The following is a 22183-nucleotide window of genomic DNA, read 5'->3' as shown; positions in this document are numbered from 1 at the left end:
CCTTCATGGGCAGAGGCGGCTTTGAAATGGCTTTGATCGTACAGAAATTTGGAGGCACCTCGGTCGGCACTGTCGAGAGAATCGAGCAGGTCGCCGACAAGGTTAAGAAATTCCGCGATGCCGGCGATGACCTGGTGGTTGTGCTGTCTGCAATGAGCGGCGAAACCAACCGTCTGATCGATCTGGCCAAGCAAATCAGTGGCGACACTCAACCGGTTCCGCGTGAACTGGACGTGATCGTTTCCACCGGTGAGCAGGTGACGATTGCCCTGCTGGCGATGGCGCTGATCAAGCGCGGTGTGCCGGCGGTGTCGTACACCGGTAATCAGGTGCGGATTCTGACGGACAGTGCGCACAATAAAGCGCGTATCTTGCAGATTGATGACCAGAAAATTCGTGGTGATCTGAAGGCGGGTCGCGTTGTTGTTGTCGCCGGTTTCCAGGGCGTCGACGAGCACGGCAACATCACCACCCTCGGTCGTGGCGGTTCCGACACCACCGGCGTGGCACTGGCGGCTGCATTGAAGGCCGATGAGTGTCAGATCTACACCGACGTCGATGGTGTCTACACCACCGACCCGCGTGTGGTGCCGGTCGCTCAGCGTCTGGACAAGATCACCTTCGAAGAGATGCTGGAAATGGCCAGCCTTGGTTCCAAGGTGCTGCAGATCCGTGCGGTGGAATTCGCCGGCAAGTACAACGTTCCGCTGCGCGTACTGCACAGCTTCAAGGAGGGTCCGGGCACCCTCATTACTATTGATGAAGAGGAAACCATGGAACAGCCGATCATTTCCGGCATCGCTTTCAACCGCGATGAAGCCAAGCTGACCATCCGTGGCGTGCCAGACACCCCGGGCGTGGCGTTCAAGATTCTCGGCCCGATCAGTGCCGCGAACATCGAAGTCGACATGATCGTGCAGAACGTCGCGCACGATAACACCACCGACTTCACCTTCACCGTGCACCGCAACGACTATCAGGGCGCACAGACCGTGCTGGAAAACACCGCTCGCGAGATCGGTGCCCGTGAAGTCGTAGGCGACACCAAGATTGCCAAGGTCTCGATCGTCGGCGTCGGCATGCGCTCCCACGCAGGCGTGGCCAGCCGCATGTTCGAATCCCTGGCGAAAGAAAGCATCAACATCCAGATGATCTCGACGTCGGAAATCAAGGTTTCCGTGGTGATCGAAGAGAAGTACCTGGAATTGGCCGTGCGCGCTCTGCACACGGCTTTCGAACTGGATGCTCCAGCCCGTCAGGGCGAGTAATTCCGTTTACATGAAGGGCGCGGTCTGACCGCGCCCTTTATTTTTGAATGGCGCGAGCCCCTGATCTGTTCTTTTGCTCGCGCTGGTCAATACTCAGGCATGTAGGGCTACGATCGCTCCGGTTGTAGGTCGGGTGCCTTTTTTTTGCAGACTGTTGTCCCTGAAGAATTGCGTGAGGAGAGAGGTATGCTGATTCTGACTCGTCGGTGCGCAGAAAGCCTGATTATCGGTGATGGCGAAATCACCGTGACCGTGCTCGGCGTCAAAGGAAATCAAGTGCGTATCGGCGTCAACGCCCCGAAAGAGGTAGCCGTGCACCGTGAGGAAATTTACCTGCGTATAAAGAAAGAGAAGGACGAAGAACCAAGCCATTAATTTTTATCGTTTTTTATGTTTGCAAACGGGGAAGAAGGTGGTTAATATACGCCCCGTGTTGCGGAGAGCTGGCCGAGTGGCCGAAGGCGCTCCCCTGCTAAGGGAGTACACCTCAAAAGGGTGTCGGGGGTTCGAATCCCCCGTTCTCCGCCATTATTTGCTTAGTACGTTGTAATCTGGCTTTTTCGGTAAGTTGTTGAAATTACTAGAAAAAGTGGTTGGAATAGAGATTAAACGGGCTATAATGCGGCGCAACAAATGCACTCGTAGCTCAGCTGGATAGAGTACTCGGCTACGAACCGAGCGGTCACAGGTTCGAATCCTGTCGAGTGCACCATTTAAGAGTCAGTTGCAGCAATGTAAATGACTCGGCTTCAACCAGGTGTGATCTGGTCTAACAAACACAAATGCACTCGTAGCTCAGCTGGATAGAGTACTCGGCTACGAACCGAGCGGTCACAGGTTCGAATCCTGTCGAGTGCACCATTTAAGAGTTAGTTGCAGCGATGTAAATAACTTGGCTTCAACCAGTTGTGGTCTGGTCTAAAAACACAAAATGCACTCGTAGCTCAGCTGGATAGAGTACTCGGCTACGAACCGAGCGGTCACAGGTTCGAATCCTGTCGAGTGCACCATATACCGAAAAGCCCGCGTTTAACGCGGGCTTTTTGCTGTCCGGGATTTGGCTTTTCCCTTCACGCATCCCCTCTCATCGAAATCGACTTGAGCACTGCGGCCTCGCTTGAGGTCATAGCGATAGCTGGTTGTCGAAGTCCGGACATTCACCTTGTCGGGTTTGCCCAGTGCGCTTTCAACATCCTCTTGGCTCATGCCGGCAATCACGCGTTGATTGATGATTGCTTCACGACGTTGCCTGGCGCTGATCAGATTGCCGCATTGATCTACTGCCGTGCCGACAACGCCTGGTTCGCGTCTTCTGGTTTTCATACCGGATGTTTCTTCGTGGTCGTGTTCGGGCATCACCGCGATGACCGAGCCTGGCAAGTAGGGGTGAACTTCCTGCACGGATCGCTGCTCGCCGCTGGCGCAGCTCATGCTGGTGAAGGTGACACTGCCGTCGACGGCTTCGCAACGATGAAGCGTGGTGGCGGCCCCGGCGGGAGGCAGGCAGAGCAGGCTGGTCAGGACAAAAATAGAAGTTTTCGATGGCATTCGGCGTCCTCCATGACGATCTACGCTCAAGGGTAGTCGCTACATTTTTTGTCGCCGGTGTGTTTTCTTTTCAGGATGAGTCGTCGCATTTGCAAGGATCAGGACTGCGCTCAGGTTTGTTTCGCAAGCGCTTGTTTCGACCGTGATTTTTTAACGTTTAAAACCGTCAGGCGGTGTATCATTGCGCCCGTCAGCCCCGCCGGGGCTTATGGAAAACCTCCATGGACTTACCCAGTAGTTACTCAGTACCGCGTTTTACCAATCATGAATTGACTGATTGATCCTTCCGGCGTGCCCCGCTGCTGGGAGTGGAGTTCGCCTATGTCCGAAATCGAAGTAAAGAAAACACAGGAAAGCCTGCAGGATCGCCTGGCTCAGGTCGTCGAGCTGCTGCAGCGCCAGCGTGTCGTTGAAGACCTGACTCATCGTCAGGAAGGTCCGCATCACGACCGGGTCGAAAACCTGGTTCACCGGCAAAATCTCGTCGAGTTGCAACGCAAGCTCGATGATTTGCACTCCGCCGACGTCGCTTACATTCTCGAAGCCTTGCCGCTGGACGATCGTCTGACGCTCTGGCAACTGGTCAAGGCCGATCGCGACGGCGACATTCTGCTCGAAGTATCCGATTCCGTTCGAGAAACGCTGATCGCCGACATGGACGATCACGAGCTCCTGGCTGCGGCCAAGGACATGGATGCCGACGAACTTGCTGACCTGGCTTCCGAGCTGCCGCGAGACGTCGTCCATGAGCTGATGGAGAGCCTGGATAACCAGCAGCGCGAACGGGTGCGTTCGGCCCTGTCCTATGACGACGAGCAGGTCGGCGCGCTGATGGACTTCGAAATGGTGACCATCCGTGAGGATGTCAGCCTCGAAGTGGTGTTGCGTTATCTGCGCCGTCTCAAAGAGCTTCCTGGTCATACCGACAAGCTGTTCGTGGTCGATTACGACGGTGTGCTCAAGGGTGTGCTGCCGATCAAGCGTTTGCTGGTCAACGATCCGGAGAAACAGGTTTCTGAAGTCATGGCCAGCGATCCGGTGAGTTTCCACCCGGACGAAGACGCCTACGACGCCGCTCAAGCGTTCGAACGTTATGACTTGATCTCGGCCCCGGTAGTCGACAAGAACGGCAAGCTGATCGGACGTCTGACCATCGACGAAATGGTTGACCTGATTCGTGAGGAAAGCGAAAGCGAAGTCCTCAACATGGCCGGTCTGCGCGAAGAGGAAGATATCTTCGCCTCGGTCTGGAAATCCCTGCGCAACCGTTGGGCGTGGCTGGCCATCAACCTGATCACGGCGTTCGTCGCATCGCGGGTGATCGGTCTTTTCGAGGGCTCGATCGAGAAGCTGGTAGCGCTCGCGGCGCTGATGCCGATCGTGGCGGGTATCGGCGGCAACTCCGGTAACCAGACGATCACCATGATCGTGCGCGCCATGGCGCTTGACCAGGTCAGTACGGGCAACACTTCGCGCCTGATGCGCAAGGAGCTGGCGGTTGGGTTGATCAACGGTCTGGTCTGGGGCGGGGTGATCGGTGTGGTTGCCTATCTGCTCTACGGCAGTTGGTCGTTGGGAGTGGTGATGACCGCTGCGATGACGCTCAACCTGTTGCTCGCGGCGCTGATGGGGGTGCTGATTCCGATGACCCTCGCGAAGATGGGGCGCGATCCGGCGATGGGCGCGAGTGTGATGATCACCGCCATGACCGACAGCGGTGGCTTCTTCATCTTCCTGGGGCTGGCGACAATCTTCCTGCTCTAACCGGCTGCAAAGAAAAGGCCCGCCAAAATGGCGGGCTTTTTTGTGCCTGTTGATGGGTGATTAGTAACCTGTGGCGAGGGGATTTATCCCCAATAGACTGCGCAGCAGTCCCTCTTTTTGGGGCCGCTTCGCAGTCTATTGGGGATAGATCCCCTCACCACGAATGTATGTCAGGCGGCTAACGCGTCAAATCGCAGGCAAAAAAAAGCCAGCACTTATGCTGGCTTGAGATGTTCGGTATGGCTCAGGACGCGTCTGCGGCCATCTCGGCGTCGTGAGCGATCAGCGACACCAGAGCGTTCTGTTGACGGTGAGACAGCTGACGGAAGCGTTGCAGCAGTTCACGCTCGTGCAGCGAAAGCTCTGGGCTGTCCAGGCGCATGCTCAGCTCTTCGCCCAGTGCACCTTCCTGAATAAGACTCTGCTCAAGGCGTGCAATGATTTCGGAGTTCATGCTGCGATGATGATTGCGAGCCACCTCGGCAATGCGTTCACGCATCCCGTCTGGCAGACGTACGACGAACTTGTCAGCCGTACGGCTGGAATAAATTGCCTGTTTCAATGGGCGCATATATTTAACCGGTTAGTTCAGGGGAGCGGTTCTCGGAATTGGCCGCAGGATGTGTGGTAGGACAAGCATCCGCGCCAAATGGTTCAACCTGAATTGTTAAGAGGCCCGCATCATGCCTCAAAATTGCCAGATCATTGGCGTCAATTCTGTGACAAATATTGAGCTGGGTAAAGGCGTAATGCCAGCACCAATTATCAGAAATGCGGACTGGTTGGAAAACTTTGCCTTGGCCCGCATCAATGGCCGCTTCCTGATGCACATCAATTGATGCCCGAAGGCTTCAGAACGTGCATGCTATGCGGCTTTCTATCCTTGTTTCCTTACCTGTACAGGATAGTGGCAATTTGCCGATTTACTAGGGGCAGACACGTTCCGGAGGATGTTTTCAGGATGGATGGCAGGCTTATTTATCTGATGGGGCCTTCCGGATCGGGCAAGGACAGCCTGATCGAAGCGGCGCGTGAGCCGTTACGGGCAATGAACTGCGAAATCATTCGCCGGGTGATTACCCGATCAGCGGAGTCGGTGGGTGAAGACGCCGTCGGCGTCACGCCGCAAGAGTTCGATCAGCGCGAGCGTGACGGCGATTTTGCCCTCGCCTGGCACGCCAACGGCCTCGCGTATGGCATCCCGATAGAAATGGACGAATGGTTGCGCGCCGGTCGTCATGTGCTGGTGAACGGCTCGCGCGCCAATCTGCGTGACGCGCTGACACACTATCCGACGCTGATCCCGGTGCTGCTGACGGTGAAGGATGAAGTATTGCGCGAGCGCCTGGTGCGGCGCGGTCGAGAGACCTTTGAGCAGATCGATGCGCGGCTTGCGCGTAACGCGTTATTCAAGGACCGGCGAACCAGCGATCTGCCTGTTCATCTGATCGACAATTCAGGTGCTCTGGTGGATGCCGTCAATCAATTACTGGACTTGATCCGGCTCAACGCAACACCGGATCGAACTTGATCCTGCGTCCGGCGACCAGTGCCAGTGCGAACAACACCGCAAACACGCCGCAGCCAACCAGGGGCAGGGTGATTTCGGTTTCCTCGAACAGCGAAAAATGCACGACGCCACTCAATAAGGCGAGGATCAGAAATCCTGCGGCTGATTTGGACATGCTGTACTCCTGAAGATATTTCAAAAAACCAGACGTTCGGTGTCGCGCGTCGGCAGTGCTTGCTCAGGCTCATTGACTGCCTGCGCCGCGAAGTCGCTCTGATCGCTCAACACCGCCCACTGCGGTGCTTTCTGCACCTGCAAGTAATGCGGCATACGCTGAGCCACCGGTTCAGCACTCTCGGGAACAAAATGAAAGCCAACCAAAACCGCGAGAGCGATTGCGTTTGCAAGCAGGAGAGTGCTGTTCATGGGGCGGACTCCGTTTGTTCTGTTATGTGAACAGACAAAGCAGCCGTCGTGCCAACAGTCTAACCGCTGTTAAGTCCCTTAAAAACAAGCATTTGGAAGGGTTTTTCAACAGGCTCAGGTTGCATTCTGCAATGATGGCTTTTTGCGGCAGTGCAAATTGCACGGTAAATCATCCCGCAAGGTTGTAGGGCGCCTGCCTACACTTAAAAAGCCCACGGACGACATGACAAATAGAGGGCTGGCCGTTAACATGCTCGCCGTCCGTCGCGCCGCATCCGGCCGTGACAACTCAGTGTCTCAGTAGCTCAATTGGATAGAGCATCCCCCTCCTAAGGGGAAGGTTGGCAGTTCGAACCTGCCCTGGGACACCATATAAATCAAGGTCTACAGCGTTTTCTGTTTTTCTCGTCAATGCTCCGTGGGTGCAAGGCGGGTGCAAAATTGCTTAGATCTATGTCTTAGCGCCGCCGTTCATGGGCTATTTGGTTTTGGTCCTGGTTCGAACTTTGAATCCAGCCCTTGTCGGACTATCGCAGTAGTCGGAAAAGCAGCGGAGATCAGATTCGTGGCTGAATGTACGGTGTCTGCACACCAAGAAATTGTTGCCATAAGGTAGTCAATGTCCGCTTCATTTGCGGCACCTGACCCACGACCGTCAGGTTCCATACTTGTGAAGGACATCGGCAAAACGTGCGCATACTGAGACAGCAGATCCCAAATCGCGTAGAAATTCGCCCTTTCCCATCCGGCCTGCTCAAGCATTTCGTCTCTGCTGGAGATCATAAGATTATCTCCAGCCAAACAGCGCTTTTTAACCTTTTCGTCGAGAGTGATGAACCAAGGGTTTATCTTCAGTCTCTGCCGTAACTCTTCTGCTTGGCGTGTCCAGTCGTTCGCCTCCTCAGCTACCCCGACATTCCTCATCATTTTCGCTCGCCTCGTGCAATCGTTGATGTAAAGCACGAAGAGCCTTGCTGACCATTCCGCATCGCAAGATGGTGTTTTGGTAAGGTAGAGAAATAGTAAATACCCCTCGATGATCGCGCGACATTGACCAGCAGCACAGGCGAAATCCCAGTTCTCAAAATCCGATTTCACCCAGCGCGATCGAGGTACTGCACAGATCAGTGCGACGGAGTGGCTGCATAATTTTTTGAAAATCTGTACAGAGAACCCTAGATGTAGTTCTGAGCTTTCAACATCAATAGCTTGACTAACCGCCATCGCTTCACACGTGGCTACGTCTAGCTTTGTAAGGGCTGTGTTATACGCTAGGTCGACACTTTCGCTGTGTTGGGCGTTATCGCGATCGTCCATTGATTGCATTCTCTGTGTATGTGGTGGAGCAAGGGTTAAGCATTTAACTGATCGCGAATGCGTAATACGGTCGTTGTGGAGCAGCTGGCGTGCCGAGCCGTTGCGCGAATGCCGAGGCCGGCGCCTAGTAGTTCGGTCACACGCTTATGCATATCAGCGTCAACGGGGCGGCCTTGGTACTTGCCAGCGGCCTTAGCCTTCTCGATGCCCTGGGCCTGGCGCTCGCGACGCTGCTCGTAATCTTTACGCGCAATGGCGTCCATCATTTCCACCAGCATTGAATTGATTGCTCCCAGCATCCGCCCGGTGAACTCATCCCCCTTAGTGTCCTGCATACCCTGGTGGCTGGTCGGTAGATCTAACGCGACGATGCGCAGGCCCTTGGAGTCGATCGCAGCCTTGAGCTTCTGCCAATCCTCTACAGGAAGGCGCGAGAGGCGGTCTATTGATTCCACCAGCAGCACATCACCCTTGCGGGCATCCTTGAGCAGGCGCAGCAGCTCAGGCCGGTCCGCGGTCGCTCCGCTGGCGTTCTCTAGGTACTCGCAGGCAATAACTTTGTTCTGGTCGCTCGCAAACTTCTCGAGAGCCGTGCGTGCGCGGCCGGCATCTTGCTCGTCGGTTGAGGCTCGAAGGTAAGCGCGGATGAACATAATGCAACCTGTATCAGTTAGGGTGTTGTCCTAATAACGTTGCATTTTGGGTGTCACATATCAAGTGAAAAGGCTGGGAAAGGTGGAATCAGCCTGTATCAGCCTAGGCATACCTTACCTTACACATGGTAACTACCGAGAAGGCAAGGCAAAATGGCATCATCAGCCGCAGGAAGCCGTTCATCAAAGGAGAACCGAATCGTGAGCACCACTGAATCCACATACGACGAGATTGACGACAGCACCGAGCTAGAGGACTCTGCCGAACAGGAGGAAGCAACCGAATATAAATTTGATCTGACATTCTATGGGGCTGACTATCCGGTTGATGGTTTAGTTAGTCGACTGAAGAAAAGTGACATCGTGATTCCGTCATTCGACCCTTCAAACGATTTGGTTTTTGAAGTTGAAGCTTTCCAGCGCAAGTTTATCTGGAGTAAACTTCAATGCGATCGTTTTGTAGAGTCCTTGCTTCTAGGTTTACCAGTACCTGGGATTTTCTTAGTGCAGCAGTCAGATAAGAGACTGCTAGTGCTGGATGGTCAGCAACGCCTGCTCACACTCTCCGCCTTTTACGAAGGCATGTTGAATAAGAAAGAGTTTTCATTAGAAGGTGTTCAAGAACAGTTTAAGGGTAGAACATATAAGACGCTTGACGAGGATCAAAGAAGGACGCTTGATGATGCAATTATTCACGCCACCGTGATTAAGAAAACTCAGGAGTCACAAGATCTTTCAAGTATCTACACGCTTTTCGAACGCCTAAACTCTGGCGGAACAAGATTGTCTCCGCATGAAATTCGAGTGGCTTTAGCTCCTGGTAAGTTGATGCACTTAGTGCGGAAGCTTAATGAAACTAAAGCATGGCGCGTAGCTTTCGGCAAGCCGTCCAGAAATCTCAAAGACCATGAGTTGGTGCTTAGATTCATCGCGCTACAGTTCTCACCTGTGCCATACTCAAGCCCAATGAAAGATTTCCTTACGATATATGCACAGTACAATCAGAATCTGACGAAAGAGAGCGACCAAGTAATCGAGAAAGCTTTTGTTGACGCAATCAACTTAATTACTGAGGTAGTTGGGCCTAAACCATTCAGGTTGACCAATGCTCTGAATGCTGCTGTCTTTGACTCTGTTATGCTTGGCGTAGCGAAACGACTTGAGAAAGGCGGGGATATCGACAAAGGGAAAGTCCTACACGCTTACGAAAACCTGCTGAAGTGTGACAAGTTTTTAGCAGCAGTAGGGAAAGCCACCGCGCGGGAGGATCAAGTTGCTGAGCGCATAAAACTGGCTGAGTTAGCGTTTAGTGAGGTTTAGACCATGAAGCGTCATGCCTCGCTAAAAAATGCACTCGATGCAGCATTTGCCCGTGCAGACAAAATCGATATCATGGAAACCGAACTACGTGCTGATTTCGCAAGACACTTGTGTGTTTTGGTTTCTGGGTTTCTAGATCAAACAATAAAGAACTTTACCACCGAGTACGTGAAGAAACGCGCGTCTCCACAAATAACGCACTATGTATCCGGATCTATCAAGAACCTCACGAACTTGAAGTCTACTAAGCTGTCAACTCATCTGCTTTCTTTCGATGAGAGTTGGAGGGTTGATATTGAGAAGCTTATCTCGGATGAAAGAAAAGAAGCTATTGATAGTCTTGTAACCCTTAGGCATGGGATAGCACATGGCCAGCCTGGTGATGTTTCATTGGCTAGGGTTAAGGGCTACTACAATGAAATTGTAAAAGTTATCCAAGGGATCAAGGCGATAATGGACATTGATAACGGAGTTTAATCAGGAGCGTATAATTGCCTTTGGCATTAATCACATCTGTTGGTCGATCCGTTGGTCTGATAACAAAATAAATTTTGTATCTTTCCTACCTGATTGGCATGAGTCTAAATGCCAATCAGGCAGGAGAATGACTAGAGTGCGTCTGTTTCAGGTGCTATAGATACGCAATTCAAGTAGCCGGTGTATTTCCGGCTGTCATATTCTGCCGCAAAAACAGGCTGTGTATTATTTAACCTATTTTGGCACATTGCGGAAGCATGCTCTCCGTAGAATGTTGCTATATCTTGCGCTTCGCACTCAGCACTACCCTGTTTTTTGAAACGGCCACTTCTTCCATCCAAGGGGCAAGTTTCCAAGAACATGATTGTTTGAGGAGCTTCCGAGATATATAGTTTGCGCCCATCATTTTTCGGGTCGTCATTATCTAAGCAACGGAACAATGCCTCACGTTCTTTATCTTGTGGGGTGCGGGCGGCCATTAGCACGTTCGATAGTGCCGAGCACATGCTGCTTGCGTAATTCTTGTTATTAAACTCAGCTACCTTGTACTCATCGTAGTCGCATCCAGCGCCAGCTGCGCAGGCTAGCGAGAGAATTAGAGTAAACATATAAATCCTTTTATGATGGATCAGTAAGATAGTTATGGAAGGTACTTGGCGTTCGCACCTCATAAGATCCTACTCACCACCATTCCGAGCGATCCATTCAAGCGCATCCGCACGCTCTTGCGTCATGCTAATCTCACAACCAGCCCCATTAAGAGTGTCCATATTGCCGCCCGAAAGATTATAGTAGATACTACAGTCAGCATTCCTGAATTTAATCCAAATCCGTTGAGCTTCCCGTAGTCTGTTCTTGCTCTCGTCTGATAAAACGCCCATTGCGTTTTTGTAAGCAAGATTTGATCTTGCATCTTGTAGTGAGAGTTCGGCACTGGAACATTCGACCATGTCATAGGTCGCACCGCCAGCTTTGTCCATGCAGTTGCTATATGCTGGTGAATAATTGTCCTTAGCAAGTGCGCTGTTAGAAAGGCCGCAGACGATTGCAACAATTGAATAAATAGTAGATCGCATAATTGATTCTATATAAGTAAATGTGTATTGCTTACGTTATGCGTTTTCAAATTCAATAGAAGATCTGGACTTGCTTGCGTCCTCGATGGCAGAAATGCACTCGTCGCGCTTTTGCTTTTTAGAGAACTCCATGCCTCGCGATCCAAGCTTGCCGTGAATATAGAGTTTTTTTCCAGCTTGACGGGTGATACGCCTAACTTGACTCAATGGAACCTCCTCCATTGTCCCGAGCTCGGTAACAAATTTAAGGTTGAAATAGTCGGAGATAGAGTAGTTGGCCATATCCTTGGGAAGCAGTACTCTGTCATTTTTAGGATCTACCACAACCCCAAAATACGTCGTGGCTACGGATTGAGCTATTTTTAAAAAGGTAAATATAGCGAGAGCTAAAATAAAATAGCCTATTACCGTCGAGGCAATCGATTTACCGCTAGCAAACATGGCGTATAGCCAATAAAAGATGAAAATTGCACCCATTGAGGTCCCGCATGGTCGAATCAGGTTGCCAATTGTTGCCGCTGACCGAAAACTGACCCAGTAAAGGCTGTTCTGCCGACTGAAAACTGACCCAGGTGTTCAACTGCTTCTGCTCACTTTTCGAGCAGGAGAACACAGGGTTATCAGCATGGAAATGTTGGGAAAAATCCGGCGGATGTACTTCCGCGACAAGCTTTCGCTGCATCAGATAGCCAAGCGTACCGGACTGTCGAGAAACACCATTCGAAAATGGGTCAGAGCACCCGAAGCCACCCAGCCGGTGTACCAAAGGTGCGCAACCTTCAACAAACTCAGTCCATTTCACGAGACGCTGGAGCATGCGCGCATTGTCGACGTCTTGATCGAAATTGCGGAGAGAATGGCCGCTGCCGTGAAACCGGTGGCGGCTGGCGAATGCAGGCAATCAGATTGAGCTACGCAGCATGGCTGCCTTATGTAGTAGGCATCGTGTTGGGAGGCGGACCTATGCACCGTGCATAGGTCTTGAGTTTCGTGAGGAGTCGACGCTACCTACTTCACTCTATGCGTCGATATCAAGTTGACGCAGATGTTCTACGGTATATCCGCTTTACTTGCCGTGAAGGTTTTAGGTTTTTGAGTGAGAGGGCCAATTCGATTATTTCTATCCGGTAGGTGTCGCGATTGGCAATAATCTTGATCGCGATGGCACTGATGGACACCATTAGCAAGGCGATCATGCCGAATACGAAAATCTGGTCGATCAGAGGGCTAGTGAAGCTGGTAGCTGTGAGTTTTGACCAGTCGGAATGGGTAACTGAGTTGCCGAACGCGTAGCTAAGAGAAATAAGCGAGAAGAGCGCGGTTTTTTTTGCATCCGCCTCCATAAAAAGACCTAGACGTCGCTCTTGACGCTTTATCTTGAGTTCTAATCGTTGTTTTGCAAGCTCCAGTTTGTTTGCCGGTTCTTCCATCAAACTGGATGCTTGGAGGTGGTCATGTTCGATCTCGCCTTTGCGATAACTACGGTTGTCATCTCGCCAAGAAAATATTGTACGTGCCATCATCAACATCGGCGCGGCGAAAGACAAGAGGGCAATGCCTTGTGCAATCGGACCACTCCAAAGCGCTACAGTGACCCAGCCACTGGACAAAGGTGAATAGAGTTTGTGCCACATAGCTAGGAGGCACAATACAGCAAAGGGCACCATGGCAGTGGCAAGACCATAGGTGAAGGATTTTTCCAGAAAAGCCTCGTAGACCGTTTTTGGGGCGCTGGGACGGTAGGGCCTCACGGAGTCTAATTTTTCCAGAAGGCGCTCAATTTCGTGCATCGAAACTCCTAAGCTGTAGCTGTACATGGATGAATAATGTTCGAGTATTGATTATTTACTCAATACCTCCAAAGTCTTTCATTTGCCCAAGCTGGATTGCCGCAATTAAAGATGTGAGATGAGTGCCAATCATAAGTCCCTTGCTCTCCTTATAGGTATGAAAAATACCTACCAAGCGAGTGAGAGACCAATCATTAGATAGTTCATGGCCCTCGGGCCATGCAAATATGCCGCCCCCGCTCACGCCTCGAGGGCTGAGAGGGTTGATTTTTTTTCCACTCCCAGAAGAAACAGCATTTTTTTTCTTAAAGTGCACCACGATGCTTGAGTCTGCAAATAGACCTAGCTCTTGATAGGTTCGCTCCTCTGCAACAACTCCACGGTATGATGCAGTCTCTGAACTAAAACGGTCTCCGTTTTGTCGTGCTTTGCTGACTGGGTAGCCGTAGATAGAACAAATGCCAAGATCCAGTGCGCTATGAATAATCTCGCAGCGAGACTGTGGGAGTGGTTTAAAATAAGCAAGCATACTCTTGGCAAAATTAGTACTGAGTCTACAGTACGCAATGTCTACTGGATCATCCTCCCTATTTTCTTCAGGGGGGAGGTCAACATAGGCCATGTACCCATCAATTTCGACGAGCCCATCGGAAGTAGGGACCATTAATTGTCCGCTACGCATCGTGTCTGTAACGTGTGCAGCGGTAAACAAAAACGGCTTTGCTTGGAATTCGACAAATATTCCAGTTCCTACCTGTTGGATTCTTCCTGAGTCGCGAGACTCTACGAAAATTGGTACTAGTGCCTCTTGCGGGTCAATTGCGTGCATGCTTAAGATCCATGTAAGTCTTATGTTTAAAGCCATATTTCATCGAGATTACTACAATATTTTTACACCTTGTTAATCGGATTTTTTACCAATTTTTTCCTTGAGGCTTTGAAGATGATCTATCAGAATTTCCAGTTGGGGGCGAGTAACCGCGAGCGGGTATCCACCTAGGCCTGAGCGGAGCACATTGTGGTGGTCAACAAGAAATAGTTCGTTACTGAGATATTTTTTATATTTGGGTAAAGACATTTCATGCATTGTGGGGATGTCGATGGCTTCGATTTCTATTTTAGATTTTAACCTTGGAATGGGCATAAGGTTTCTCCGACTTTTTGCTCAATATGATGAGCTCGGTTGTCGCGATGAATGGTGTTAGTTTTTGATGTTTTTTTCGATTGTCTCTTTGATGGCGCGTTTTTTTGCACGCATTACTTTCTGGTAGTAAGAAAAGGTTAGAGTGGCTATAGGAATAATTGATGTATATATTCCAAGGCCCAGGCCGATTCCCTGTCTGAAAGAGAATTCATTTTCTTTCGCCAGGTTTGCGGGAGTTTCCATGATATACATTGCATACAGCATGCCGAGCGCCATGCAAATTAGAATGGCAAGGGCACCTCGTTGAAGTAGCTTTGGCCCTGATGGTGCGTACTTTTTAAATAGTTGTTCTAGGTCTGATGTTGACATGGGTTTTCCTTGATTGAGCTTGTGATTGATTTGATTTTTACAATGTTATGTTTTGGGGACGGTTGAATTTTGTTCTGCAAGACCGGAAAGGATGCCACTGATTTGACTTTCGTTTAATACGTGTTTTGGTATGAAGTCCATTTCCTGGGGAAGGTTGTTCAGTGGTAATAGGATCGCGCCTTTTCTCTCTCCGAAAATATTTATAATGAAACTCTTCAGGAGACTTGGCCCCTTGAGCGCATATGCTGATCGGAAAAGTGACAGGTCGCAAATGTAGCCGCCAACTTCAACCCAACAGTGTCCATTCCAGTGTTCACGAATAGTCGAATTGTCGCGGCTCGGTGTGGGGATGTTTTGTGCACTTGAATACGGGGGCGCCGTTAATGTATAGGTCACCTATTACAGCAATAGCTGGAATAGAGTAGTAAGATTTCAGCGCCGCTACGAACCCTGCGCTAATCATCACACAGGATCCAAAAACAGGTGGAACTAAAGCTAGCGTTTTTCGCGCCGCTTCGATTAATTTATCAGGAGAGTTAACTGCAAAAGGGGAATACGCAGCAAAAGCATCTCTGCCAATGTCCCCACAAACTATTTCTTTGATTTTTGATTCACGCAAAATTCATATCCCTATGATGCTTAGCAATATCAAGGTCTTATCCGAAAAATTGTTGCGACAAGCGTGTGATCGGCTCATAGATCGCGACATATGCGGTCGTCTTAGTCGTATCGCCAGATTTCGAAGCAATCGTGTAACGCTACTAATTTGCCATCATTTTGTCCACCATCTCCTTGGCTGGATTAGCTCGCATGCCTGGTTTTCACCTTAAGCAGCTGCACCGGTAGATCTCAGAGGGCCTTCCCTGAATTATTTGAGGGGGGCGAGCGCGAGGCGGACGCGTTTCACATTGAAACTGACTAAAAAACGACGTTTTGAACCCCATCTCGCGCACTTGTAAAGCTATCAAGCTGGTAAGTATCTTAAATTCTAGTGACAGCTCTATCATGGAGGTGCACTCACATTATCGGCTATCGGCTATCGGCTATCGGCTATCGGCTATCGGCTATCGGCTATCGGCTATCGGCGTGAAGCCTGGAGACTATGAAGGTAAACCACCAGAATTTGGATAAAATCGTACGCTAAGCGTGAATCGCCCCGGGTTTCGTAGACACCTCTTTGCCTTAAACTGAGGCCAATTAGGAGGTGCCATGAGCAACCCGCATTACCCCGAAGAATTCAAAATCCAAGCGGTCAATCAAGTGATCGAAAAGAAGCTACCCGTCGCTGATGTGGCGGCCCGTCTCGGCGTGTCGACGCATAGCCTCTATGCCTGGATAAAGCGCTACAGCAAACCTCAAGAAGAACGGCAGCAGGATGATGATCAGCACGCTGAGCTACGTCGTCTGCGAGCGGAACTCAAGCGCGTCACTGAAGAGCGAGACATATTAAAAAAGGCCGCCGCGTACTTTGCCAAGGAGTGCGGCTGAAGTACGCCTTTATCAAGCAGCGCGCGGGCGACTATTCGATTCGACGGCTTTGCCTGACGCTGAAAGTCCATCCCAGCGGTTATTACGCCTGGCTGTCTGAGCCGCAATCTGTACGCGCCAAAGACGACCAGCGACTGCTGGGTTTGATCAAGCATTCCTGGCTGGAGAGCGGCGGCGTTTATGGCTATCGCAAAATCCACGACGATCTGCGCGAGGTCGGTGAAGATTGTGGCCGCCATCTTGTAGCGAGGCTGATGCGTCTTGAAGGTCTGCGCTCTCAGACAGGGTATCGGCGTCGCCCTGGAAAGTATGGAGGTAAGCCAGCGGTCGCCTCACCCAATTTGCTGAAGCGCCAGTTCGATGGTCGTGGAACCCAACAAGGTTTGGGTCACCGACATCACCTACATTCGTACGTATGAAGGCTGGTTGTATTTGGCGGTGGTACTGGATCTGTTTTCTCGTCAGGTCGTTGGCTGGTCAATGAAGTCGCAGATGACCAGTGATCTGGCTATTGATGCGTTGTTGATGGCGGTTTGGAGGCGTAAACCGAAGCAAGAGGTGATGGTTCATTCCGACCAAGGTAGCCAGTACAGCAGCTCCGATTGGCGCAGTTTTTTGAAGGCAAACAATTTGATTGCCAGCATGAGTTGCCGAGGCAACTGTCATGACAACGCCGTGGCCGAGAGCTTTTTCCAGCTTCTGAAACGGGAACGGATCAAGCGAAAAATCTACACCACGCGCGAAGATGCTCGTAGTGATGTGTTCGATTACATCGAGATGTTCTACAACGCAAAACGCCGGCATGGTTTCAACAATCAACTGTCACCGGTAGAGTTTGAAAAGCGTTACGCAATGAGTTTGCAAGGTGCCTAGAGAATCCGGGGCGATTCAATCTGGTCTGGTGTGGCGACATCACCTACATCTGGGCTCAAGGGAAATGGCATTACCTGGCTGTCGTTATGGATCTTTACGCGCGCCGAGTGGTGGGCTGGGCGCTGAGCGACGTGTTTTTCTCGGCTGGCTTGGCGTATGGAGTCATATTTGAACACGCTAAGCGAGACTTAGAAGGACGGTTTTCGGATGGCCACCTGCTGCGAACTTCGACCATACGTTTTGTCCGTAAAGAGGGCAGGTTCTGGGTGATCACTACCCAAAATTCGAGGTACTTGATCGCATCCTTCAAAAAAGGAAATGGCCGGGCGAGCTTCAGAGCTTTCTGCTATCTACAACAATTGGGAACCAGGCACTAACAGTTTGATGAGTTCGAGGCAGGCCTGTAGCCAACCTGGTAAAACCTCGGAGGATTTAAAAATGGCTCGAAGAGACGACGACACAGTTTATTGCGACGTTCAAATGCCGATTGCCCAAGCTCGAGAGCTTTTGCAACTGGTGACTGTTCTACATGAATCGCGTGCTCATCCCGGTTTCGATTCTGTATTTTAGAGCATTAAGCGCGAGCTAACGATGTCGATAGACTTTGTTGAGAATTCGCCCAGTTGGGGGGCTGGAAAGCCAACGAAGCATTAAAGAACTATGGTCAAACTCTCTCGGGTTTGTGATGTAAAGACCTAGCGTACCGAAGTGTACCAGTCGCCGATTTAGACATATCCATGATGAAGCCCTATAAGGCTCCCTTTTGCGGCAAATCGAGTAAGGGAGTGATCAGGTCAAGGCGAGCAACGACTATATATCTGCGACAAAAGATTCGTTGTTGAGATGATTTGTTGCAGGAATGAAAATCCTCCCTAGTTATAGGAGGCTTTTAAATCATGGGTCAACTATTTGGCCAAATTTATCAATTCCGTGATGGCGTTGGTCTATGTTATCAAATATTATAATTCCTCTATAAAAGCCACCTCCACCTGATTCTGACATAGTCTTGGTTTTAATTTTTGGTGGGGTGGGTTTGCAGTCGTTAGATAGCGCAGCAATCCCTAAAGGGATCTTATTTGACTGTGGGCAGGACACAACCGATGAATTGGTTATTCCTATGCTATTGAGCCTGCTGGCAAGATTTTTTAAGAAAATGCAGCTCCCATTGCTTTCATAAATATCCCAGAATGCCTTGCTATACATAATGGCTGTATTTGTATCACCTGAGTTATAGGCAGTAGCAGTTCTATCATAAGCTTTTTGACCAAACTCCTCTGCAGAAGAACATTCCAGGCCATCACCGGCCTTGGCAATTGTTACAAATGATAGAAGTTCAATGCATAAGACAATTATCAGTCTGTTTGTTCTCATTTTTAGGGTTCTCTATAAACTGTTTTGTCGGCTGGTGTTACTCCATGGTCGATCATGTTTTCGAATGGCGTGTTTAACGCTCGCATTAACGAATATCTTCTAATTCGCCACGAGTGCCCATTCCTGTGCGAGTACCACCTCCACCTGTAGTTTTCTTAATTGTGCATGGTGGAGGGCAGCTATTAAGCATATTCCTTAAATCAACATTATTCTGAGACGTTATGGATGTCTTGGTTATTCCTTTGCTGTTTAGCTTGTCAGCTAATTCTTTAATGAATGGACAGTTTTTGTTGCGTTCGTAAATCTCAAAAAATGATTGGCTGTACCTATTGGTTTGAAACTTATTTCCTGAATTATAGGCGTCAGCAGTTTTGTCATAGGCTTCTTGGGCAGCCTCCTCTGCAGCGGTGCACTCCTGATTATCTCCATTCTCGGCCATTGCTGTGAATGAAAGAAGACCAAGCCATAGCGCAAGCATTAGATTAATCGCTTTCATTTCAAGGCTTCCCAGCTTGTTCTTTTTTCAAAGAATCGTTGTATTGTTTTCGTAATTCAGAGGATTTTGGTAATAGAATAGGTGGCGGTGAGCTAGTCTGTGCTTCTGTTGATTGCGTGCTTCCTGAAGTAATTTCTACACGATCAGGGGCCGTGTAGTTATTTGTAGAACGAGCAAACAGCGCGGCGATAATGATAATGCCGCCCATGAAAATACCCACAATACCTGGGGTATGGGTGGCCACCATAGCTTTAAATGACTCACCAGCAACGGGCAGCGCATGAAGTGAAATTCGATTTGAGTCACTGCTCGAAAAGAAGGACACGGCCAGGCCACCGAATATAATTCCTGCACCAATCAGCATCGCCAACAGTCGCAGGAGCGTATTGTTGATTAACCCTAGTCCGGAAAAAGTGAAAGCCAGGTCATCACCACTATTCGCATCAATGATGGAGGTCGTTCTCCAGATGGAGGTGGCGACTAACCCGATTAGCAGAAGGCCGGCGATGCCAAGGGCGATGCCTACGCCTTTCCACATGCCCGCTTGCCATGCAGGCCAGTGAAAAATGTGCATTCGCTTATCAACGACTTCGTCATTTACTGGGGGAGCCCCAGAGACAGTGGCGGGTGTTTGGACGGAGACAGGCGCTGTGGCGGGTTCTACAGCGGCGTCTTGATCAGTGGCGGACATATCAGAGCCTCTTGAATGGCCGAGCGACCCTTGATATGCCGTAACCGGCGTAAGCCGCAAACCAAGTCTTTAGAATCTCAGCAGACAAGCCATATAGGCGTGCCTGCTGCTAAAGCGTAGCTATGAACGTTTGCTTTGCAAGCCAGGTCATCGACGGCTTCTTGATTGTGTGGCTAGCAAAGAAATGTACAAGACGAACCAAATGTAGTCCGGCATATACTTGCCGAGAATAAAGTTCAAGGATTCAACCTCTAACACGCGACTTCCATTTTTGTGCCACTGCCAATTGGCAGATGATCAGCCGGGCCATTTTGTTTGATGATTCTTGCGGATTAATGGGAGTGAGCTAGTCTTCGAACGACATATGAATGGCAGTAAATCATCTAAAAGTGAGGAAGCCATGGAGTTCAAACGTCGGCACGGTAGTCTCTGCAACGCCAGCCGCAGGGAAAATTAAAGTTGCGCCACAGGCAAAGCGCGGAACCGAGAAGACCCTTTCTAAGCAGCCGCCCAAAAAAGACTGAAGTGCTGAAGCGTAATTAACTCGTCGCTTAATTTTGATGGGGGAAACACAGTGTGTAGGCTTCAACACACTGTGTTGTTCTCGACGTGGTAAAAAGCGTGAACGCTTTAGAGGCAAGATCTGAGGCTTGTTGCGCCGCGATCAGATATCCAGTTCATGCTGCCGTCAGAAAAAAATCGACTGTTGTCCTGTCGTTGCTACCGACCACATCGACCATCCCACGATATTTGAACCGACCACTGACACGCCACCTCCGGGCCTTGCTGAAGACTCACGCTGTTGTGAATCCCAGCCAAAGGCTCATTAAGACATGAGGACGAACTTTGAATCATGAATTATGGCTTGAGCCCGATGGCTTGCAGTTGTTTTGTCCCTCGGGGCCTCACGGCGATGAATCACGTGCACTGCTTGAGCCGGGGTCGAAGCTGGTTTGGGAAGTCGAAGCGGCAAGCCGTTTCGAAGCGATGACTAAGTACTATGAGTACATGGATTGGGGGGAGTGGACCACGGATTTTCCCGAGCTGGATAAAACTCCTTACGGAGGGCCTGGCTGGGAGGATTACCCCGCATGACATATGGAGGGGCGTAGTGAAGATTCAAGACCTGCGCGACTTGAATCAATACATGAGTGCTGTGATTACCAGCACTCGCTGAGATTGAGATCATTCGGCTAGTTGTCGCCGTTCTCCTCGAACTTGCCAATCGAGGTGCTGACCCCGCTCAGCTGACGACGTCCTTTGACCTCGTAGGTACGTCCGCCGTCTTCCGGGTCTGGCTTGCGCACGGTCATTTGCGCAAATAATCCGTCCTTCTCGCTGTAGGCGCCGAACCAATTGTTCATCCGGCCGATAAAACACTCCTTGCCGATGAACACCGGGAAGTCAGCGACCGACTCGATGGCATAATAGCCGGCTCCATAGCTGTAATACCCCTCAGTATCGGTGGCCGTTGGTGGAATCGGGCAGATCGGTGTTCTCTGCTCGCTGGCCTGAGTCTGACTTTCAGTTACATGAGTCAATGCTTGGTTGAGTGACTGATGCAGAGCTGGCTCCAGTTTGAATGTCGTCTTGCCGTCCTCATTGTGCTGAGTCCGGGGAACGCTAAGTCGGTAGTCGTAGCGAACCTCGATGATGGGCACTTCGTGGTTGATTTGCAGGGGGTTGAGCAAATACACCCGATCAACTCCGTACGCGCCGGCGCGATAAGCCGCGTAAACCTTGCCACCAATATTGACCCAGTTGACCGACTGGTTGGCGCCGCGGTCGTTGGTAGAGTAGAGCGAACCGCCAATGGATTCGCCGTCGGACGCCGGGGTTCTGCGGTTGAACTTGTCGCCCTCACGGCGAAAGGTCTCGACGAACGTGTACAGGCCGGTGCCGCCCGTGTAGGTCTCGACTATCAGGTCACGTTGCCGGTCACCGTCAAGGTCAATCAGGGTAAACATGGTCCGGCCCAGGGCCGTATCAGCGTCGAACTCGGTGGTGCTCAAGGCCTTCCATTCGTCTTGGGAAACGCCTTTGGGCCGAGTCTTGGGGAAGTGCGTTTTGTCTGAGAATTGATCGGCGTCCGGGTCGGCGGAAAACGTGGTCCCAGGGCTTTTCAATGACAGTGAGGCGAGTGTCCGTTCCAGGGCAAATTGCGGATCAGTTTTGCTCGCGGCCCGAATACTGTTTTGGAGGTCATCCAAGACCTGTTTATCAACACCATCCGGTTGATGGGCGGCGGACTGTGTCCACTGCGTTTGCAAAAGTTGCAGGCGCTCGCGATAGCGCAAATCCAGGCAGGTAACCTCGTCGGCGCACTCATTGCGTGTTTTCAACCAGCTACGCTGCGTTTGCTTCAGGTCCGGTTGGGCTTGCGCAGAGGTGGTCATCAGTTGCCGATAGAGCATCCCCATCTGCGCATCCAGGTCATACAACCCTTTATTCGCGCAAATCGTCTTTTCGACGGTATTCGAAGCTTTCGCACAATCCATTCCAGCCGCCATCGCTTGCTGGATAAACAGCAGCGCACAGGCGGACACGATGTAACGTCCTTTGATGTACACGAGATAAACCTTGTAGTGGAAAGGTAAGCCGG

At 50.7% G+C, this 22183-nt stretch carries 24 protein-coding genes, 5 tRNA genes and 3 pseudogenes; 15 read left to right on the top strand and 17 right to left on the bottom strand.

Annotation, left to right across the window (positions count from 1 at the left end; translation table 11 throughout):
- The first annotated feature begins 26 nt into the window (after nucleotides 1-26).
- The 6 genes from ACXX9E_RS26475 to ACXX9E_RS26450 all read left to right on the top strand — a co-directional run bounded on the left by ACXX9E_RS26475 (nucleotide 27) and on the right by ACXX9E_RS26450 (nucleotide 2278).
- Complete coding sequence (locus ACXX9E_RS26475; protein ID WP_123466994.1) at nucleotides 27-1268, top strand: aspartate kinase; 1242 nt, start codon at nucleotides 27-29, stop codon at nucleotides 1266-1268.
- A 186-nt stretch (nucleotides 1269-1454) separates the two neighbouring features.
- Nucleotides 1455-1643: a carbon storage regulator CsrA gene (gene csrA / locus ACXX9E_RS26470; RefSeq protein WP_002554426.1), complete on the top strand. Its 189-nt coding sequence runs from the start codon at nucleotides 1455-1457 to the stop codon at nucleotides 1641-1643.
- 62 nt (nucleotides 1644-1705) lie between these two features.
- A tRNA-Ser gene (locus ACXX9E_RS26465) sits at nucleotides 1706-1796 on the top strand.
- Between the two features lie 107 nt (nucleotides 1797-1903).
- Nucleotides 1904-1980: transfer RNA gene (locus tag ACXX9E_RS26460), tRNA-Arg, on the top strand.
- Nucleotides 1981-2052: 72 nt separating this feature from the next.
- Nucleotides 2053-2129, top strand: a tRNA-Arg gene (locus ACXX9E_RS26455).
- A gap of 72 nt (nucleotides 2130-2201) precedes the next feature.
- Nucleotides 2202-2278, top strand: a tRNA-Arg gene (locus tag ACXX9E_RS26450).
- A gap of 19 nt (nucleotides 2279-2297) precedes the next feature.
- On the opposite strand, the gene ACXX9E_RS26445 is transcribed toward ACXX9E_RS26450, so the two are convergent.
- Nucleotides 2298-2816, bottom strand: a complete 519-nt coding sequence (locus ACXX9E_RS26445) for a cell envelope protein SmpA (protein WP_267802406.1) — start codon at nucleotides 2814-2816, stop codon at nucleotides 2298-2300.
- Nucleotides 2817-3137: 321 nt separating this feature from the next.
- On the opposite strand from ACXX9E_RS26445, the gene mgtE reads away from it, so the two are divergent.
- Complete coding sequence (mgtE, locus tag ACXX9E_RS26440) at nucleotides 3138-4580, top strand: magnesium transporter (RefSeq protein WP_123466990.1); 1443 nt, start codon at nucleotides 3138-3140, stop codon at nucleotides 4578-4580.
- A 244-nt stretch (nucleotides 4581-4824) separates the two neighbouring features.
- On the opposite strand, the gene ACXX9E_RS26435 is transcribed toward mgtE, so the two are convergent.
- On the bottom strand, nucleotides 4825-5151 hold the full coding sequence (locus ACXX9E_RS26435; protein ID WP_003178899.1) for an Arc family DNA-binding protein: 327 nt from the start codon (nucleotides 5149-5151) through the stop codon (nucleotides 4825-4827).
- Nucleotides 5152-5263: 112 nt separating this feature from the next.
- Between ACXX9E_RS26435 and ACXX9E_RS26430 the strand changes: the two genes are divergently transcribed.
- Both ACXX9E_RS26430 and phnN read left to right on the top strand, forming a co-directional pair.
- On the top strand, nucleotides 5264-5419 hold the full coding sequence (locus ACXX9E_RS26430) for a hypothetical protein (RefSeq protein ID WP_177490689.1): 156 nt from the start codon (nucleotides 5264-5266) through the stop codon (nucleotides 5417-5419).
- Between the two features lie 122 nt (nucleotides 5420-5541).
- The gene (gene phnN, locus ACXX9E_RS26425; protein WP_186748718.1) at nucleotides 5542-6111 is read left to right on the top strand and encodes a phosphonate metabolism protein/1,5-bisphosphokinase (PRPP-forming) PhnN; all 570 of its coding nucleotides are present in this window, start codon (nucleotides 5542-5544) and stop codon (nucleotides 6109-6111) included.
- Here the strand turns inward: phnN and ACXX9E_RS26420 are convergent.
- Entirely contained in the window at nucleotides 6086-6265 is a 180-nt protein-coding gene (locus tag ACXX9E_RS26420; RefSeq protein ID WP_123466986.1) for a PA3371 family protein, read from the bottom strand. The two genes, phnN and ACXX9E_RS26420, sit on opposite strands and share 26 nt — an antisense overlap.
- A gap of 20 nt (nucleotides 6266-6285) precedes the next feature.
- Nucleotides 6286-6516 (bottom strand): hypothetical protein, encoded by a 231-nt coding sequence (locus ACXX9E_RS26415; protein WP_003227247.1) that lies wholly within the window; start codon nucleotides 6514-6516, stop codon nucleotides 6286-6288.
- A 294-nt stretch (nucleotides 6517-6810) separates the two neighbouring features.
- Between ACXX9E_RS26415 and ACXX9E_RS26410 the strand changes: the two genes are divergently transcribed.
- Nucleotides 6811-6887: transfer RNA gene (locus ACXX9E_RS26410), tRNA-Arg, on the top strand.
- Between the two features lie 100 nt (nucleotides 6888-6987).
- Here ACXX9E_RS26410 and ACXX9E_RS26405 read toward each other — a convergent pair.
- The gene (locus ACXX9E_RS26405) at nucleotides 6988-7833 is read right to left on the bottom strand and encodes a hypothetical protein (RefSeq protein WP_458556438.1); all 846 of its coding nucleotides are present in this window, start codon (nucleotides 7831-7833) and stop codon (nucleotides 6988-6990) included.
- Between the two features lie 35 nt (nucleotides 7834-7868).
- The gene (locus ACXX9E_RS26400) at nucleotides 7869-8486 is read right to left on the bottom strand and encodes a recombinase family protein (RefSeq protein ID WP_458556437.1); all 618 of its coding nucleotides are present in this window, start codon (nucleotides 8484-8486) and stop codon (nucleotides 7869-7871) included.
- A 201-nt stretch (nucleotides 8487-8687) separates the two neighbouring features.
- Between ACXX9E_RS26400 and ACXX9E_RS26395 the strand changes: the two genes are divergently transcribed.
- Both ACXX9E_RS26395 and ACXX9E_RS26390 read left to right on the top strand, forming a co-directional pair.
- Nucleotides 8688-9806, top strand: coding sequence for a DUF262 domain-containing protein (locus ACXX9E_RS26395; RefSeq protein WP_458556436.1), 1119 nt, complete (start codon nucleotides 8688-8690; stop codon nucleotides 9804-9806).
- 3 nt (nucleotides 9807-9809) lie between these two features.
- Nucleotides 9810-10283: a HEPN domain-containing protein gene (locus ACXX9E_RS26390; RefSeq protein ID WP_458556435.1), complete on the top strand. Its 474-nt coding sequence runs from the start codon at nucleotides 9810-9812 to the stop codon at nucleotides 10281-10283.
- 131 nt (nucleotides 10284-10414) lie between these two features.
- Here the strand turns inward: ACXX9E_RS26390 and ACXX9E_RS26385 are convergent, their stop codons facing one another.
- The 3 genes from ACXX9E_RS26385 to ACXX9E_RS26375 form a co-directional block, all read right to left on the bottom strand.
- Nucleotides 10415-10891, bottom strand: a complete 477-nt coding sequence (locus tag ACXX9E_RS26385) for a hypothetical protein (RefSeq protein ID WP_458556434.1) — start codon at nucleotides 10889-10891, stop codon at nucleotides 10415-10417.
- Nucleotides 10892-10960: 69 nt separating this feature from the next.
- Nucleotides 10961-11359 (bottom strand): lysozyme inhibitor LprI family protein, encoded by a 399-nt coding sequence (locus ACXX9E_RS26380; RefSeq protein ID WP_458556433.1) that lies wholly within the window; start codon nucleotides 11357-11359, stop codon nucleotides 10961-10963.
- 36 nt (nucleotides 11360-11395) lie between these two features.
- On the bottom strand, nucleotides 11396-11836 hold the full coding sequence (locus tag ACXX9E_RS26375) for a hypothetical protein (protein WP_458556432.1): 441 nt from the start codon (nucleotides 11834-11836) through the stop codon (nucleotides 11396-11398).
- A 148-nt stretch (nucleotides 11837-11984) separates the two neighbouring features.
- On the opposite strand from ACXX9E_RS26375, the pseudogene ACXX9E_RS26370 reads away from it, so the two are divergent.
- Nucleotides 11985-12191 (top strand): annotated as a pseudogene (locus ACXX9E_RS26370) (helix-turn-helix domain-containing protein); the annotation flags it as partial.
- Nucleotides 12192-12390: 199 nt separating this feature from the next.
- On the opposite strand, the gene ACXX9E_RS26365 reads toward ACXX9E_RS26370, so the two are convergent.
- From ACXX9E_RS26365 to ACXX9E_RS26350, 4 genes are all read right to left on the bottom strand, one after another.
- Nucleotides 12391-13149 carry a YuaM family protein gene (locus ACXX9E_RS26365; protein ID WP_458556431.1) on the bottom strand — a complete coding sequence of 253 codons (759 nt, stop codon included), beginning with the start codon at nucleotides 13147-13149 and terminating at the stop codon, nucleotides 12391-12393.
- A 55-nt stretch (nucleotides 13150-13204) separates the two neighbouring features.
- A complete protein-coding gene (locus ACXX9E_RS26360) occupies nucleotides 13205-13978 on the bottom strand; it encodes a hypothetical protein (RefSeq protein ID WP_458556430.1) in 774 nt (257 codons plus the stop codon).
- Between the two features lie 72 nt (nucleotides 13979-14050).
- Entirely contained in the window at nucleotides 14051-14293 is a 243-nt protein-coding gene (locus ACXX9E_RS26355) for a hypothetical protein (protein ID WP_458556429.1), read from the bottom strand.
- 57 nt (nucleotides 14294-14350) lie between these two features.
- Nucleotides 14351-14662 (bottom strand): hypothetical protein, encoded by a 312-nt coding sequence (locus ACXX9E_RS26350; protein WP_458556428.1) that lies wholly within the window; start codon nucleotides 14660-14662, stop codon nucleotides 14351-14353.
- A 1209-nt stretch (nucleotides 14663-15871) separates the two neighbouring features.
- Here ACXX9E_RS26350 and ACXX9E_RS26345 point away from each other — a divergent pair.
- Both ACXX9E_RS26345 and ACXX9E_RS26340 read left to right on the top strand, forming a co-directional pair.
- Nucleotides 15872-17023: pseudogene (locus tag ACXX9E_RS26345) on the top strand (IS3 family transposase).
- Nucleotides 17024-17040: 17 nt separating this feature from the next.
- A pseudogene (locus tag ACXX9E_RS26340) lies at nucleotides 17041-17151 on the top strand (DDE-type integrase/transposase/recombinase); the annotation flags it as partial.
- Nucleotides 17152-17917: 766 nt separating this feature from the next.
- Here the strand turns inward: ACXX9E_RS26340 and ACXX9E_RS26335 are convergent.
- From ACXX9E_RS26335 to ACXX9E_RS26320, 4 genes are all read right to left on the bottom strand, one after another.
- Entirely contained in the window at nucleotides 17918-18394 is a 477-nt protein-coding gene (locus ACXX9E_RS26335) for a hypothetical protein (RefSeq protein ID WP_458556427.1), read from the bottom strand.
- 85 nt (nucleotides 18395-18479) lie between these two features.
- Nucleotides 18480-18890: a hypothetical protein gene (locus ACXX9E_RS26330; RefSeq protein ID WP_458556426.1), complete on the bottom strand. Its 411-nt coding sequence runs from the start codon at nucleotides 18888-18890 to the stop codon at nucleotides 18480-18482.
- 1 nt (nucleotide 18891) lies between these two features.
- Nucleotides 18892-19581, bottom strand: a complete 690-nt coding sequence (locus tag ACXX9E_RS26325; RefSeq protein ID WP_458556425.1) for a hypothetical protein — start codon at nucleotides 19579-19581, stop codon at nucleotides 18892-18894.
- A gap of 1193 nt (nucleotides 19582-20774) precedes the next feature.
- Nucleotides 20775-22151, bottom strand: coding sequence for a lysozyme inhibitor LprI family protein (locus ACXX9E_RS26320; protein ID WP_458556424.1), 1377 nt, complete (start codon nucleotides 22149-22151; stop codon nucleotides 20775-20777).
- Between the last annotated feature and the right edge of the window lie 32 nt (nucleotides 22152-22183).

It is taken from the genome of Pseudomonas sp. GNP014 (assembly GCF_054344005.1).
This window is presented reverse-complemented; position numbering and strand designations above follow the sequence as displayed.